Source organism: Microbulbifer maximicatervae (SeqCode), assembly GCF_052467825.1.
The window spans coordinates 4,837,939-4,853,387 of record NZ_CP174327.1 but is presented as its reverse complement, the minus strand read 5'-3'; the positions used below and the strand labels follow the sequence as shown (position 1 = coordinate 4,853,387).

The 15,449-nt window shown below is 53.1% G+C and carries 11 protein-coding genes; 3 read left to right on the top strand and 8 right to left on the bottom strand.

Features of this window, described 5'->3' with window-relative positions; genetic code table 11:
- Window positions 1-247: 247 nt before the first annotated feature.
- From ACJJII_RS21350 to ACJJII_RS21325, 6 genes are all read right to left on the bottom strand, one after another.
- Window positions 248-2,176 (bottom strand): FG-GAP repeat protein, encoded by a 1,929-nt coding sequence (locus ACJJII_RS21350; protein ID WP_444917657.1) that lies wholly within the window; start codon window positions 2,174-2,176, stop codon window positions 248-250.
- 133 nt (window positions 2,177-2,309) lie between these two features.
- Window positions 2,310-3,791 (bottom strand): arginine/agmatine antiporter, encoded by a 1,482-nt coding sequence (adiC, locus tag ACJJII_RS21345; RefSeq protein WP_444919293.1) that lies wholly within the window; start codon window positions 3,789-3,791, stop codon window positions 2,310-2,312.
- Window positions 3,792-3,799: 8 nt separating this feature from the next.
- Window positions 3,800-6,103 (bottom strand): Orn/Lys/Arg family decarboxylase, encoded by a 2,304-nt coding sequence (locus ACJJII_RS21340; RefSeq protein WP_444917656.1) that lies wholly within the window; start codon window positions 6,101-6,103, stop codon window positions 3,800-3,802.
- Between the two features lie 41 nt (window positions 6,104-6,144).
- Window positions 6,145-7,857, bottom strand: coding sequence for a thiamine pyrophosphate-dependent enzyme (locus ACJJII_RS21335; protein WP_444917655.1), 1,713 nt, complete (start codon window positions 7,855-7,857; stop codon window positions 6,145-6,147).
- A gap of 25 nt (window positions 7,858-7,882) precedes the next feature.
- A complete protein-coding gene (locus ACJJII_RS21330; protein WP_282932184.1) occupies window positions 7,883-9,565 on the bottom strand; it encodes an FMN-binding glutamate synthase family protein in 1,683 nt (560 codons plus the stop codon).
- A gap of 98 nt (window positions 9,566-9,663) precedes the next feature.
- Window positions 9,664-10,824 (bottom strand): saccharopine dehydrogenase family protein, encoded by a 1,161-nt coding sequence (locus ACJJII_RS21325; RefSeq protein WP_444917654.1) that lies wholly within the window; start codon window positions 10,822-10,824, stop codon window positions 9,664-9,666.
- A gap of 210 nt (window positions 10,825-11,034) precedes the next feature.
- On the opposite strand from ACJJII_RS21325, the gene ACJJII_RS21320 reads away from it, so the two are divergent.
- The 3 genes from ACJJII_RS21320 to ACJJII_RS21310 are packed head-to-tail and all read left to right on the top strand — an operon-like array spanning window position 11,035 to window position 14,140.
- Window positions 11,035-12,339, top strand: coding sequence for a condensation domain-containing protein (locus ACJJII_RS21320; RefSeq protein WP_444917653.1), 1,305 nt, complete (start codon window positions 11,035-11,037; stop codon window positions 12,337-12,339).
- A gap of 34 nt (window positions 12,340-12,373) precedes the next feature.
- Entirely contained in the window at window positions 12,374-13,174 is an 801-nt protein-coding gene (locus tag ACJJII_RS21315) for a glycosyltransferase (RefSeq protein ID WP_444917652.1), read from the top strand.
- A 24-nt stretch (window positions 13,175-13,198) separates the two neighbouring features.
- Window positions 13,199-14,140: an NAD-dependent epimerase/dehydratase family protein gene (locus ACJJII_RS21310; protein WP_444917651.1), complete on the top strand. Its 942-nt coding sequence runs from the start codon at window positions 13,199-13,201 to the stop codon at window positions 14,138-14,140.
- On the opposite strand, the gene ACJJII_RS21305 is transcribed toward ACJJII_RS21310, so the two are convergent.
- Complete coding sequence (locus tag ACJJII_RS21305; protein WP_444917650.1) at window positions 14,137-14,862, bottom strand: UDP-2,3-diacylglucosamine diphosphatase; 726 nt, start codon at window positions 14,860-14,862, stop codon at window positions 14,137-14,139. The genes ACJJII_RS21310 and ACJJII_RS21305 overlap by 4 nt on opposite strands.
- A gap of 35 nt (window positions 14,863-14,897) precedes the next feature.
- On the bottom strand, window positions 14,898-15,407 hold the full coding sequence (locus ACJJII_RS21300) for a peptidylprolyl isomerase (protein ID WP_108733726.1): 510 nt from the start codon (window positions 15,405-15,407) through the stop codon (window positions 14,898-14,900).
- Window positions 15,408-15,449: the final 42 nt, after the last annotated feature.

The window sequence follows — 15,449 nt, the reverse complement described above, 5'->3', positions numbered from 1 at the left end:
TAGGTTTTGGGCATTTTTTATAGGTCGCAGAGTGCAAATGCAGTGCGCCTGGAGTTGAGTTGGTATTTCAATGTAGCGGGTGTGGCCCTGGAAAAAGCGTTTGGAGGGAGTGCTTGAAGGGTCGCTACTGGGGACTGGATGAAGGCAGCTTCTTGCTGAAAAGCCGGGGATATTATGAATTTCAGCAGCTTGCTAATCCCCCCCGCTTTAAAGGCAGGGGGAGGGTTAGGGTGGCATGCAAAAGCAATCAGTAAATATAGACTGCGCCGGCGCCTGGGGCGCTATTGTCATTCTGGTCGCCTGTAATCCCGCTGTCCTCGCCAGCGGCACCGATGGCCACGGTGTGGCCATCGGCACTGAGGCTGACAGAGCTGCCGAAAAAGTCACCTGTATCGGTATCGGCCTCGGTATTACTGGCTTTGATGTAGGCCTGCTGTGCCCAGATATCGCCCTCCCTGACAAACAGGTAGGCCGCGCCAGTTTCTCCAGCTTCATTGTTGAGCTGGTCGCCATTGATACCCTGGGCGCTACTGTCCTCCCAAGTTGCACCGACGGCCAGGGTGTGGCCATCGGCACTGAGGCTGACAGAAGTACCGAAGCTGTCATCGGCATTGGTATTGCTGGCTTTGAGGTAGGCCTGCTGTACCCAGGTGTCAGTCTCCCGTACAAATAGGTAAACCGCGCCAGAAGTAGAAGCTTCATTGTTTAACTGATCGCCATCGATACCCTGGGCGTTGCTGCCTTCAAAAGAAACGCCGACGGCCAGGGTGTGGCCATCGGCACTGAGGCTGACAGACCTACCGAATAAATCAAAGGCATCGGTATTGCTTGCTTTGAGGTAGGCCTGCTGTACCCAAGAGCTGCCTTCCCGCACAAACAGGTAGACCGCTCCAGCATTTGTAGATTCATTGTTGAGCTGGTCGCCATCAATACCTTGGGCGTTGCTATCCTCATAGAGTGCGCCAACGGCCAGGGTGTGGCCATCGGCACTGAGGCTGACAGAAGTACCGAAGAAGTCAGCGGTCCCAGCATTACTCGCCTTGAGGTAGGCCTGTTGCACCCAGGCGTTGCCTTCCTGCACAAATAGGTAGACCGCGCCAGCATCTGTTATAGCTTCATTGTTGAGCTGATTGACACCAATAATACCCTGGGCGCTGCTGTCCTCCCTAGTTGCACCGACAGCCAGGGTGTGGCCATCGGCACTGAGGCTGACAGAAGTGCCGAAGAGGTCACCTTGTTCAGCATTGCTTGCTTTGAGGTAGGCCTGCTGCACCCAGGCGCTGCCTTCCTTTGCAAACAGGTAGACTGCACCAGAATCTGAAGCCCCATTGTTGAGCTGGTCGCCATTGATACCCTGGGCGTTACTGCCCTCATTGGGGGCACCGACGGCCAGGGTGTGGCCATCGGCACTGAGGCTGATAGAAGTACCGAAGTAGTCATAAGTGCCGGCATTACTGGCCTTGAGGTAGGCCTGCTGCACCCAGGCGTTGCCTTCCCTTACAAACAGATAGACCGCACCAGAAGACAAAGCTTCATTGTTGAACTGGTCGCCATTGATACCCTGGGCGCTGCTGTCCTCCCACGTTGCACCGACAGCCAGGGTGTGGCCATCGGCACTGAGGCTGACAGACCTACCGAATATGTCATCGGCATCGGCATTACTGGCCTTGAGGTAACCAATGGCAGCAACCAGAGTGTTGCTTACAGCGATAAGGTCTGAGTTGGTGCACTGCTCTTCTTCTCCCTCCCCATTACAAGCTTGTAGCAGGTACTGGGCATTTGCCCGTGCGTAGAGCGGGACTTCCAGCGCTATGGTTTCACTCCCCTGGGGGATATTTTCAGCGACAGGGGTAAAGCCGGAGAGTCCATCGGGGTTCTCCAGTAAGTGGTAATGACTGGCGTTGCCGGAGTCAGTCCAATTAAAGCGGAACAGCTTAATGGGCTCAAAGCTCAGGGTGAAACCCTGTGGAGTATCAGGAGTATCAGGAGTATCAGGAGTATCAGGAGTATCAGGAGTATCAGGAGTATCAGGAGTATCAGGAGTATCGGGTGTATTCGGTACGACAGGTGTCTCTTCGTTGTTGCTTGTGTCGCTACCGGACCCTCCACCGCTGCAAGCGGTAAGGAAGGAGAGGATAATCATCATAAAGATGGCTTTAAAGAACTGCGGGGGCATAGTGATAGGGTCTCTAGGCTTTTTAATACAACCACTTAATTATTCATATCGCCCATGTTGTTTCTTTAGGTTTTGGGCATTTTTTATAGGTCACAGAGCTCAAAACTATTGTGAGAGCACTGATCAGTGGGGCCTAGGATCCAATATGCTTCTCAAGATGATGACCCGAGGGGTTGGGTGCGCGCAGGCGCAATTCCAAGTCCGGGTATTGCCCTACGGAAAACCAGAAGAACAGGCACAGGGCAGCAATTGTGGCAAAGAGAGTGAAGTAGTGAACCCAGGCTGGTTCTGGCCCACCGGGTAGAAAGTGCTTTTCTTCAACGCTGCGACGGCGATTTAAAATTAGCGCATAAAAAATGACTGTCGCAATCACAAAGATCAGGGACCAGCGGGTTTGTTGCCCGTCAGATCCCACCAGGGCCACAAGGCAGTACACCGCTGCAATCAGCAAAATCACGGTAAACAGTCCGTACTGCTGAGGCGGCATTTTGCCGTAGGCCAAAACCCGCAAAGCTACCGCAGAATAGATATAGGGCATCAGTGTCATAATCACAGCGACAGAGGCGATTTTGCCAAACTGCTGGCTGGCCGTTGGCGATATGGTGGTGAGTATCAATACAGACATCAACACGGCCACCAGGGTTAATCCGCCGGTAGGCACGCCTTTGTTATTGGTGCGGGCAAATAGCGCTGCAAACAGGCCATCATCTGCCGCGGCCTTGGCAGACTGCCCCACCAGCAGTATCCAGCCGCCTAATGAACCGATACAGCCAATAGCGGCGCACAGGGCTACGACATTGGCCGCAGTATTTCCCAGTGCCAGGCGAGCAGCATCGGCAAAGGGAGCGGAGGAGCTGATTAATTCCTGGTTCGGCAGCATCCCCATAATGACCGATGAGCTGAGTACATAGGCGATAGAAGCCAGGATAACTCCCCCAACCGTTGCGATTGGGACGTTCTTGGTGGGGTCTTTTACCACTGCGGCGGATACAGAGGCGGTTTCCACCCCAATAAAGGCCCAGAGCGTGAAGGTAAGGCTGGCCATAATGGCACTGGGGTCGCTCTTGCCTGAGACATTCCAGCTGCTGGTAAAGTTTTGCTGGTCGAACCAGAACCAGCCAAAAATAGCGGTGCCGAGGATTGGAAGTAAAACCAGGCCGGTGGTGAGGGATTGGATGCGACCGACGGTGCGCGGGCCCAGTACATTGGCGTAAGTCAGCAGCCAGACCATGGCAACCTGGGCCATGGCAAAAGTCAGTGGGTCTTTTAACGGTGGAAAAAAATGGGTCAGATAGCCCAGGCCTGCAGTAATCAGCGCAACATTACCGATTACATTGGCCAGCCAGTAAACCAGGTTGGTTTGGTAGCCAATGTAATCGCCAAAAGCGCGGCGGGCATAGGCATAGGGGCCGCCGGCTGCGGGATAGATAGCTGCGAGCTTGGCAAATACCAGGGCCAGGGAGATAGCGCCGACGATGGTTATCAACCAGCCGATCAAAGAAATACTGCCGACTGCAGCGAGATTGGCGGGGAGCATAAAAACCCCGGAGCCCATCATATTGCCTGCAACCATCAGGGTTGCGGGGACCAGGCCTATTTTATGCTCCTCTTTGATAGGCGAGCCTATGGCGAGTCTCCCCGCAGGGCGTAAATATGATAGTGGCCGTCCCGCACCTCTACTCCGTGGTTATCGTGGGTAAAGCCTGGAAATTGCTGGTCGAAGGCTTCCAGAGTTCTCAAGTAAATCAATGCCGGACTATCTTCATCGCCAAAATTTTCGCCGGGCATTAGCAGAGGAATACCTGGAGGGTAGGGTACAACGCCTGTGGCTGCGGTACGTCCCGGTAACTTGCTTAGCGGAAGCATTTCCACATCGCCGCGAACCAGGGTTTCATAAGCTTGTACCGGACTGCAGTCAGCTCTAGGTAAGGCTGAAAATCCTGCAGACATTTGCACTGTGGTTTGCAATTTTTTCATGGAAGCAAACATATTGTCTGCAAGGTCGCGCAGCCCGATATTGCGATAGGCTGGGGACTTTTTTATAAGGTTTGGCAGGCATTCACTTAAAGGCCGGTTGGCATCGAAGTCGCGCTTAAAGGCCAGTAAAGCATTTATGAGAGTGCCCCACTTACCCTTGGTAATACCGATAGAAAACAGGAACAAAATCGTAAAATCGGTAGTTTTCTCCACGATAATGCCAAGGTTGTCCAGGTATTTACTGACGATGTTGGCAGGTATTCCAGATGCAGACAGTTTGCCATCAGGGTTTATCCCCGGGGTGGTAATCGATACTTTAATCGGGTCCAACATGCAGTAATCAGGCTCAATATCACCAAATCCATGCCATGATTCGCCGGGGTCTAATAACCAGCAGCTGGGCTCATGGCACAGGAGTTCTGCTGGGGCGCTGTGAAAAGCGTAGTTGTGCCCGTTATTGGGATCGGTGACATGCTCAGGCTGCCAACCTCCGAAGAACCACTCTTCTTTATCGCGATACTCCTGTTGCAAACGGGCCAATACTTGTCGGAACGCTACGGCCTCAGCAATTGACTCCTCTGTTAATGCTTTTCCACCCGGTCCATCCATCATTGCTGCGCTCACATCATTGGAGGCCATGATGGAATAAAGTGGGGAGGTTGAGGCATGCATCATAAAGGCTTCATTAAAGCGCCCATGCTCAATGGGTTTATGCCCGTCGCGAATGTGAATCATCGATGCCTGGGACAATGCGGCGAGTAATTTATGTGTTGACTGAGTGGCAAATTTGCTCGGGCCATTTTTCGTGTCGGCTTCTCCCAGATCGTACATTGCGAAGCGATCTCGATAGATAGGATTAAATCGAGCATATGAGTACCAGGCTTCGTCAAAGTGCAGGCGATCAACGGACTCGCCGAGAAGTTCTTCCACTCTGCGCACGTTGTAACAGAGACCGTCGTAGGTGGAATTAGTAATGACTGCGTGAACGGCACGGGAATTTTTGGCGTGCTTGGATAAAGGGTTTTGCCGAATAGCATTGGCAACAGAGCTGGCCGTCAACTGTTGGGGAGGGACAGGGCCTATGAGACCGTAGTTGTTGCGTAGGGGAATCAGGTAGGTTGGAACTGCACCTGACATGGTGATAGCGTGTTCAACGGATTTATGGCAGTTTCGATCGCACAGAGCCAGTTGCCCCCGGGTAACCGATGCCATCAATATCACTCTATTCGATGTCGAAGAGCCATTGGTTACATAGTAAGTGCGATCCGCACCAAATACTTTTGCTGCATATTGCTCTCCCTTGGCAATGGGGCCCGAGTGATCCAAAAGCGATCCCAGCTCTGTTACAGAAACAGACAGGTCCGAGCGCAACATATTTTCCCCAAAGAAATCGTAAAAAGCGCGACCCGCAGGGGATTTGAGAAAAGCTGTTCCCCCAGTGTGGCCGGGTGTGTGCCATGAATATTCATGGACCCGGGCAAAGTGGGTCAGGGCGCGAAACATGGGGGGAAGAATGGCGTGGCGGTATCTTTCAATCGCGCTCTGGATGCGACCGCCGATAAAGGTCGGGGTATCTTCCAGCATCCAGATAAAATCGTTGGCTAATTCCAGGGCCCGTCGCGGCATGGTGCTGACAGTCTGCTGATCTGCCAGAAGGAATACCGGCATTTGGGGATTGCGGGCGCGTAGCTCCTCCAATACAACCAGGGCGGGGCATTCCGCTTCACCGGGCAGGGTCCAATTAATCAGCAGGCATTGGATCGCGGTGTTAGTACTCAGTATGGCGCAGGCATCACTACCGCTGGTGGTTGTTATTACGTCAATTTTTCGCTCTGATAACTCAGCCTGTAGCCTCATGGCGGCGCGGCCGGGAGCGCTGTTGTCGTCGACTTCACTGCTGGCGATCAGGGCCAGCATGCTGTTATGGCGTTGCTGTCCGAAATGATGCATGAGTGCCGCACAAACCTTTTGTTGTGGCCTGCTAAAAAGTCTCAGCGCAGAAAATTGTCTCGCAAAAGATCTACCACCTCATCTGCGCGGCCGTTGAGTATTGCCTTAAGCCCGAACAGTGCGGTGGAGGTGACTTGCTGCGCCGTCACTTCCGGCGGCATCACCAGTTCCACGCGGTTCGTCGGTACGCTGAGTAGTGCCGGCCCGTCAGTGGTGAGCCAGCGCTTCATGCTGTCCTCAAGCTGATCCGCACTCTCGATACTGGCGCCGCTGATGCCACAAGCTTCGGCAACGCGGCCGAAGTCCGGGTTGTGTAAGTCGGTATAGCTGTCGAGTAGCCCCTCAATACGCTGCTCCATCTCTACGAAGCCGAGGGAGTTATTGTTAAATACCAGGACTTTTAACGGGATTTTTTCTTGCACCAGTGTCAGCAAGTCTCCCATTAACATGGTCATACCACCGTCGCCGCACATAGCGATGACCTGGCGCCCGGGATAGGCTTTGGCCATGCCCAGGGCTTGGGGGTAGGCGTTGGCCATGGTGCCGTGGGAAAGGCTGGTGAGAAATGAGCGCTTGCCGTTCGCAGTGAGGTCGCGGAGCATCCAAACCATACAGGCGCCGCCATCGGCGGTGAATACGGCATCCTCATCGGCCAGCTTGTTGAGCGTCTGGGCGACAAATTGAGGGTGGATCAGGCTGGGGTCTTTCTCTTTGCCGCGGCTCTTCATCTCTTCCCGATCTTTTTTGTATCGTTCGAGAAGATCATCGAGGAAGGTACTGTCGGTGCGGGCCTTTAATCGGGGCAAGAGGGCTTCAATGGTGGGACCCACATGCCCTACCAGGCCCATATCCACAGGAGCGCGTCGCCCCAGGTGCGGCGCTTCCGCATCAATTTGAATAATGGTGGCTTTTTCCGGGTAGAACTGGGTGTAGGCAAAATCGGTACCCAGGCACAGTAACAGGTCACAAGTCTCCATGGCCCGGTAGCCTGCGGGATTGCCGAGAATCCCGGTCATGCCCACATGGCAGGGGTTGTCGTATTCGAGAAACTCTTTCGACTTGGTGGTGTGGGCAATAGGGGCGGCCAGGTGTTGTCCCAGTTTTACTACTTCATCGTGAGCGTGACGGCAGCCGATACCGCCGTAAATAGTGATATTTTTTGCGGCGTTGATTTTCTTTGCCAGGGCGTCGAGCTCAGAGTCAGACGGACGCGCTAGCCATTCAGGGCGATGTACCGACCAGGGCAGACTGTCTTTGCTCTTCTCCTTGAACAAGTCGCCGCTAATTTGCACCACCGCGACACCACCGCGAGTAAGTGCAGTTTGTGCAGCCTGCACAATCATTCGACGGGCTTGTTCCGGGTGGGTCATGGTTTCACAGAAGACTGAACACTGTTCGTAGAGTTTTTGCTGGTCCACTTCCTGTGGATAGCCGAACCCCTGTTCCGCACGGTCGATTCGAGAGGCAATCAGTACCACCGGGGCGCCATTGCGATGGCTTTCAAAAATGCCGTTGATAAAGTGCAGGCTGCCGGGCCCGGCAGTTCCGGCGCAGACGCTCAACTCACCGGTAAGGTAAGACTCACCCCCAGCGGCGAAAGCGCCCACTTCCTCATGGCGCACATGTATCCACTCCAAGTCGGAAGTGCGCACCGCTGATGTGAAGTGGTTGATGGTATCGCCGACAATGCCGTAACACCGTTTGGCGCCGGCCTTAACCAGTGTATCGACGATAATTTCTGAAACGGTCTGCATAGCAGTCTCCACAGATTGGGTGGGGCTAGCGGTTAATAGCGCGGCGGATTGACGCGTACTTGCCTTCTTCGAGCTTGATCGCAGGCTGAAAACTGTCTGCCTGTGCGGCCAGCCACCAGTGCCAGTAGGGCGTATCTTCCGGTGCGTCGATTAGGGAGTTGGTGTCGAGAAAATGCCAGATACGGTCTATCGGCCTGGATTCAGCGCCATTAATTCGGTGAACCAGGTGGTAGGGTTTCAGGTCCCGGGGATCGGTAAGCCCTGCACCGGCGACTATATCCCCCAGAGCTTCGAGAGTTTTTGCCTGGAAAGCAGCCGCCCTTTTACTCTGCACATCCACCACCAGCCCGCGCTGGCGCCGAGGATCCTGGGTGGTAACACCAGTTGGGCAGGTATCCGTATGGCAGCGCTGGGACTGGATGCAGCCCACGGAAAACATAAATGCCCGCGCGGCATTGCACCAGTCAGCGCCAATGGCCAGGCATTGTGCCAGGCCGGACGCGGAATAAACCTTGCCGCTGGCAGCCAACTTCACTTTGTCTTTCAGGCCCGCCCCTACCAGGGCATTGCGCACGATAATCAACCCTTCCAGCAGCGGCATGCCCACGTGGTTGGACAGCTCCAGCGGCGCTGCGCCGGTGCCGCCTTCGGCGCCATCCACAACAATAAAGTCCACCAGTTTCCCGGTCTCGTGCATGGCCTTCATAATGGCCATCACTTCGTAGATATGCCCTACGCAGAGTTTTATGCCTACCGGTTTGCCGCCGGAGAGTTCGCGCATCTGCTCGGCGAATTCAAGCATTTCAATGGGGGTGGAGAACATGGAGTGCGCGCGAGGGGAGACGCAGTTCTGCCCGGGTGTAACCTTGCGGGTGGAAGCGATCTCCTGGGTAACTTTGGCGCCGGGTAAAACCCCACCATGCCCGGGTTTGGCGCCTTGGCTCAATTTAATTTCCGTCATTTTGACCTGGTCGTTGCAGGCCTCGCGGAATAGATCCGGGTTAAAGCTGCCGTCATCGTTGCGCGCACCGAAATAACCGGTACCCAATTCCCACACTAGGTCGCCGCCGTGCTTGCGGTGATAGGGGCTGATACCTCCCTCACCGGTATCGTGATAGAAGCCGCCAATTGAGGCTCCCTTATTCAAGGCTTCTACTGCGGCAGCGGACAGAGCGCCAAAGCTCATGGCAGAGATATTTAACAGGGCGGCGGAGTAGGGCTGTTTGCAGCGGCCCGTGCCCACTTCAGTACGGCAGGAAGTGTCTGCATTTTTTTCGGGCTTCACTGAGTGAGTGAGCCAGGTATATTCCTCACTCTGCACATCTTTTTCAGTGCCGAACGGATGCATATCGGAAAAACCTTCAGAGCGGGCGTACACCAGTCGTCGGGCTTCAATGCTGTAAGGGCGCCCCTCTTCATCACCCTCGACCATATAGGCGCGGAAATAGGGACGCAGATTCAGAAATATCCAGCGAATGCGGCCGGCAACCGGGAAGTTCCGCGTAATGCTCCAGTGGGGTTGGAGCATATCGTAGATTCCCAGTAGTACCAGTGAAACGCTAATCAGTAGAGCCACCAGCCACCAGGCGCTATCTGTAAACGTGAGCACCAAGAAGAATGGGGTCAGGATAAGAGCGGTAATGGGGATAATTGCGCGCTTTATACCATTCCGGCCGGAATAGGCGCACCAGGGGTTGGAGCTACTCATAAAATCAGGTTCAGCATCGTTACATAAAGTTCCGATACTGAACCTAGATCATTTGTAAGGGTTCTGCCTTGATAAGGTCAACTAAAGGGCTTTTTCCCCTAGCTCGCCGCCAACGCAGGCAGTGAATTTTGCTCTGCAGGTAAAAACTCGATGGCAGTGACGATGGAGTAATCCTTCAGTTCATCCAGAATTTCATCCAGCGTCAATAGTTGCCAGCATGCGCGCGCGCCACTGTCTGAAATCTCACCGCGAAGGAATTTTCTCGCTAAAGCTACTGCGGGTGCTGCAGGAATCCAGACGCCATCGCCATCCATTCCAAGTATTTGCCACTGCCTACCAGCTGTCCTACCGTCAGCATCTTCACCCAGTGCGCGGACAATCATGCCGCCATGAGAGCTGCCACCAGGCCAGCGGGCACTCAATTTATGGGCAACCTGTGCGATGCGGGAGCTTGTAGCGGGCAAATTTAGGCGCGAGAGCTGGGTGCACAAAGACAGGCCGGCCTGGAGAATCAGGGGCTCTGTCCCCGTGGAAAATAGTGCTGTGTTTAAATCTGGCAGGTACCTGGGGCACAACTCCAGGTCGGGTACTTCAAAGTCGCACAGCCAGCGTTTTCCCACAGGGTGGGCAAGACTTACCGAGCGCAGGTGATTGCCGGCAAATGATTCTCTCCAGCGCCCATCCCGCAATTGGGGGAAGCTCTCCCCCAGTGCTTCAAAACCGGAGCGCACGGTGGCGAGACCGCGCTCTACCTTGTGTGCTGGAGCAATTGCCGCCTGCACGGAGCGAATGACCGGCAGCTCTTTCTGGATCTCAGCTATGGCTGCTGAACTGAGGCCGGGCAGGCTGCTGGCACCGGATACCATGGCGATACCGGCGGCCTCGGCAGCCGGGGAGAGACGGTGAAAATCACATACAAAGCGGCGCGCATCTGAAATATCGATGTAGGGTGTGCGGGCTTCAATGCAGGCTTTGGCCACCCGGTAATCGGTTTCTCTCTGGTAGGGGCCAGCGCAGTGGATTAATAAATCCAGGTGCAAGGCTTTCAGTTGCGCAGTCAAGTTGATGGAGTCCCTCTCCAATCGTAACCCCTCGGCGAGGCCACCGAGTGATTGGGCGCAGCGGTCTGCCCGTGTCTTGTTATGGCCGGCAATAATCAGCTGGATATTGGGCTCAGAACTCAGCATTTGTGCAATACGTGCACCGAAATTGCCGTAGCCGCCGAGAATCAATACGCGTTTATTCAGGTTATTGATCACCTGGATGGAACTCCTGCCCCTTATAGTTTGTAGAGATCATGCATCGTGCCGGTGACTTAAATCAAGAGAATCTTGTCTGCGCCTTCAGCATGCCGCCGTTGTCATTTCACTGTTTTGTATATTCTAAAAGTAACGTTCCCGATGATCTTGTGCAGTTTTATCAGACTCATTAGTGATCTTGTGTCGGGCAAATGATTTTTGGAGACCAGAATGGCCGGTTGGAGTTTATCGACTCAGGTCCCCCTATCGATCACTGAGCAGCGTATTTATGATTTGCATCACCGCAAGGATCTGGTTGACCTGATTACCCGCGCCATGGTTTTCAAAGGAGAATTCGATGTTGAACTGTTTAAGAAGTCTATTTCAGAGGTGGTAAACACCTATCCGATTTTTCGCTGTCGTTATAGCGGGGAACCGGCTGTTCGCTCCTTTGTAGATATTGAACTGGACTATATCGACATCCGCCACTTAAGTGATGCTCACTTCGAGAGCTTTTTGCGTCAATTTGGTAGCTCGCCAATGGATTTGACGCAGGACCAATTGTTGGGACTCAGTGTTCTTCGCAGTGGAGAGGATGAATACATTTTTTTGACCAAGTGTCACCACATCATTGCCGATGGGATTAGCTTGTCACTCCTCTGGTCTGAATCCTTGACTCACTATTTGGATAGTGTGAAGGGTAAGGATTATCAACCCAGGGTGGAAACTGCAGACTTTGCTGATTATGTGAATTATGAAAATACCTATCTGAGATCGCCGAGGGGGGATAAGGCGCGAAATCTTTGGCAGCAAAAGTTGCAATCCCAAAAAGATGAGATAGAGCAGTTGCCCCAATCGGAAGAGACCTCGGTTATTTGTAGTGAAGTAATCCAGCACATAGATGAGATTGAGCTGGAGCAGATAAAGGCATTGGCCAGCTCGGAGAATGTAAGCCTCTTCGCCTATCTGACAGCAGCATTTCAGCAGGTTTTATGTGAATTCATACCTCACTCTTTTTGGATGAATGGCAATTTATCCCTTCGGCTAAAGAGAGAGTATCGGGAAGTGTTTGGCCCCATGTGCCGGTATGTCAACCTGATGGTTTGTAGGGATGAATCCTGGCAGGAGAAGCTCACGCGCCTGTCTGCGGAGATAAAGTATGCCATGCGCACGGTTTATGCTGCTGATGCAATTGGGCCTCACGGCTTGATTGGCCATCACCTCGATGCATCCCATTGCTACTTGGTGACTTTCTTGCAAACAGAAGAACATCGGGAAGGTTTTTTTGCGGTCTATACCGGTGAAACTTCTGACTGGGTCAAATTGAGTGACCACTTGAAGATTCGCATTGTCCCCTTGGTGACGCGCTTAACGCCATATGGCATCTATCTATCTATTACCGTCTCTGGGAAGCAGTTGCGCTCGAGCTTTATCTACAATGAAAATTGCTTTGAACAAAAACAAGTAGAAGCAATGGTAAGTCGCTGGTGTGACAGATTATTGTGCGGACCTGAAGATATTCTACCGCCGCTGTAAATAACGCTGTATAGGGACTCTAGAGCCAATTGTTATGTCAAGATGTGCCTTTGTGACCCTGGTTAATAGTCCTGATTATGTGATAGGTGCGCAGGCACTGAAACACTCATTGGATCGTACGGCCAGTGCCTATCCGTTAATTTGTATGGTGCCACCGAACAGTTGTGATCCGGCGCCATTGGAAGCGGCGGGCTGTAAGATAAAAGAAGTTTATACGCCTCGCTTTTCCGATGAGTTTATCCATCGCCATAAACGCGATTCTTTGCACCGGCGCGCGCCCTTTGACAAAGGTAGTAAGCCTGCTTTCCATGACCCACTAAATAACTTTTGCAAATTGGCACTGTGGCAATTGACCCAATTCGATAAGCTTGTTTTCCTGGATGCGGACACCCTGGTATTGCGCAATATTGATCACTTGATGAATTATCCGGAATTTTGCGCAGCGCCCAATCTTTACGAAAACTTGGATGGATTTCATCGTATGAATTCGGGATTGTTTACTGCGGTGCCGAGTGAAGCGACTTACCAAAAAATGCTTGAGCAGCTGGATCGACCAGGGGTTTTCTGGCGGCGTACAGACCAGACATTTTTACAGTCCTTTTTCCCTCGTTGGCACGGTCTGCCTTATATCTATAACGCCTTGCAATACCTCTACCTGAATTTACCCCAGCTGTGGCAGTGGGACAGTATTCATGTCATTCACTACCAATATGAAAAACCCTGGCAAAAACAGCACTCAAAAGTTGAAAAGCTCAAACCCCTGATCGACTTGTGGTGGGCGGTTTACGAAGGGCGAGATATTGCCGTTGATCTGGATGAGCTGGCCCGTGCTTAGAAAATAAAATCGAGAGAGGGAATTGTGAGAATAGGGATTACTGGCGCCAGTGGCTATGTGGGGCAATTTCTGGTCAGGCATTTTTTACGGCAGGGCTATGAAGTACGAGCATTACTGCGCAGGGAGGAAAGTGTAGCTCTTTTTCACAGTATTGCTTCACCCAGATTGGCGTGGAGCATCGGGGATATTACTTCTGATACAACTCTACAGACATTCGCCAGCAATCTGGATGTGGTAGTGCATGCAGCTTTCGAGCATCTTCCCGGGCGCTATCGAAAAGGGGAGGGGGACGATCTCGAGGGTTTTCTACATGTAAATCTCAGTCAAACCCTGGCATTAATCCGATTCGCCTATGCGGCGAAGGTAAAAAAATTTGTGTTTATTTCCAGTCGTGCCGTTTATGCCACTGGAAAGTTGAGCGGTTCTTTACGTGAGGAGCAGGTTGTTCAGCCGGATACTTTCTACGGCGGCTATAAAGCGGCTGTGGAAGCCATGCTGTCTGCTTGGGCGCATCAGCGCAGTTGGCATGCGGTTTCATTGCGCTTAACTGGAGTTTACGGGCTGGTGAGTCCGCTAAGTCGCAGCAAGTGGTATGACATCGCTCGAGCCGTGATATCTGGGGAAGCCTATTTAAATTCCCGGCTTTCAACGGAAGTGCACGGAGAAGATGTGGCGCGGGCGGTAGAGCTTTTACTGGAGCACGAGGATGCCCGGGGGCGGGCTGTAAACTGCAGTGATTGCCTGGTTAGCAGTCGCGAGTTGGTGAAGATTCTAAGATCGATATCCGGACAACAGGGACCGCTACCTCCCCAGCCACAAGTGAAACCGCCGGCAGTGATGGATTGCGCTTATTTACAGGGGAAAGGTTTTCAATTTGGGGGTGTGCAGCGTTTGCGGGAGACGCTTGAGGAATTGGTAGAGGCTGTGCAGCAACAGCAGAGCCTCATCCAAAACGCCGGTTCCTAGCCAATTGGCCAGTGAATCAATTCCAGTGAGTCATTGTCCGCTTTCAGGCACCAGGCATTCTTATCCCAGTCTCCCAGCACAATACGCTCCGCCGGTTCACCGTTGATCGTCAACGCGTGGCGGGCGGGCCTGTGGGTGTGGCCGTGGATCAGTCGAAGCACATTGTGCTCAAGCATCACCCGCTCCACTTCTTCCTGGGTTACATCCATTATGTCTTCGGCCTTGCGGCTGTTCATACTCTTGGATGCCATACGAATCTGCGCGGCAATAGCGCGGCGTTCCTGTAGGGACTTGGCCAATAGCTCTTGTTGCCACTTGGGGTCCCGGGCCTGGCGGCGGAACGCCATATACTCTTTGTCGAGGGTGCAAAGGCTGTCGCCGTGCATAAGCAACACGCGCTCATTACCGAGGGACAACGCAGTCGGGTCCTGAAGTAAAGTGGCTCCCGCGCGCTGGGCGAAGTCGCTACCCAACAGGAAATCCCGATTGCCGTGCATCAGGTACAACTCTACGCCGGTACCGCTATAGCGACTTAGCTCGCCAATCACTTCGCGGGCCAGCGGGGCATCGTCGTCGTCGCCAACCCACGCCTCAAAAAAGTCGCCGAGAATATATAGCGCCTCAGCACCGGCAGCTCGCCCGTGCAGAAAATCAAAAAACGCCCGGGTAATATCCGGGCGTTTTTCGTCGAGGTGCAAGTCAGAAATAAAATAAGTAGACAATGTCCCCGCCTTAGAGTCGGTACTGACCCGTGGAATTACTTATCGGCGTAGGCGTCAGAGATGCTGATACCAGTGATTTCGATAGTCTCCAGGGGTACGTCCTGGTGGAAGCCTTTGCTGCCGGTTTTAACGTCTTTGATTTTATTGACCACGTCCATGCCGTCGACAACCTTACCAAATACGCAGTAACCCCAACCCTGAGAGTCTTCGCTGCGGAAGTTCAGGAAATCGTTGTCCTTAACATTGATAAAGAACTGGGAGCTGGCGGAATGCGGGTCCATAGTGCGGGCCATGGCCAGGGTGCCAGTGTCGTTCTTCAAGCCGTTGTTGGCTTCGTTTTCGATGGAATCGCGGGTTTCCTTCTGCTGCATGTCCGGAGTCATGCCGCCACCTTGGATCATAAAGTTGTTGATCACCCGGTGGAAGACAGTGCCGGTATAGAAATCGTCACGGCAGTACTGCAAAAAGTTGGCAGCAGTCTTGGGTGCCTTTTCGAAATCCAATTCGATGGCTATATCTCCATGGGTTGTGTGAAGGGTGATCATAAAATGTCCTATGAGGGTTGATTTGGGGCGGCATGATACCTT

What these genes read in the sequence shown, in the direction of transcription:
- ACJJII_RS21350 (WP_444917657.1), bottom strand. Translation starts at nt 2,176, where the DNA reads ATGCCCCCGCAGTTCTTTAAAGCCATCTTTATGATGATTATCCTCTCC.
- ACJJII_RS21340 (WP_444917656.1), bottom strand. Translation starts at nt 6,103, where the DNA reads ATGCATCATTTCGGACAGCAACGCCATAACAGCATGCTGGCCCTGATC.
- ACJJII_RS21335 (WP_444917655.1), bottom strand. Translation starts at nt 7,857, where the DNA reads ATGCAGACCGTTTCAGAAATTATCGTCGATACACTGGTTAAGGCCGGC.
- ACJJII_RS21330 (WP_282932184.1), bottom strand. Translation starts at nt 9,565, where the DNA reads ATGAGTAGCTCCAACCCCTGGTGCGCCTATTCCGGCCGGAATGGTATA.
- ACJJII_RS21320 (WP_444917653.1), top strand. Translation starts at nt 11,035, where the DNA reads ATGGCCGGTTGGAGTTTATCGACTCAGGTCCCCCTATCGATCACTGAG.
- ACJJII_RS21315 (WP_444917652.1), top strand. Translation starts at nt 12,374, where the DNA reads ATGTCAAGATGTGCCTTTGTGACCCTGGTTAATAGTCCTGATTATGTG.
- ACJJII_RS21300 (WP_108733726.1), bottom strand. Translation starts at nt 15,407, where the DNA reads ATGATCACCCTTCACACAACCCATGGAGATATAGCCATCGAATTGGAT.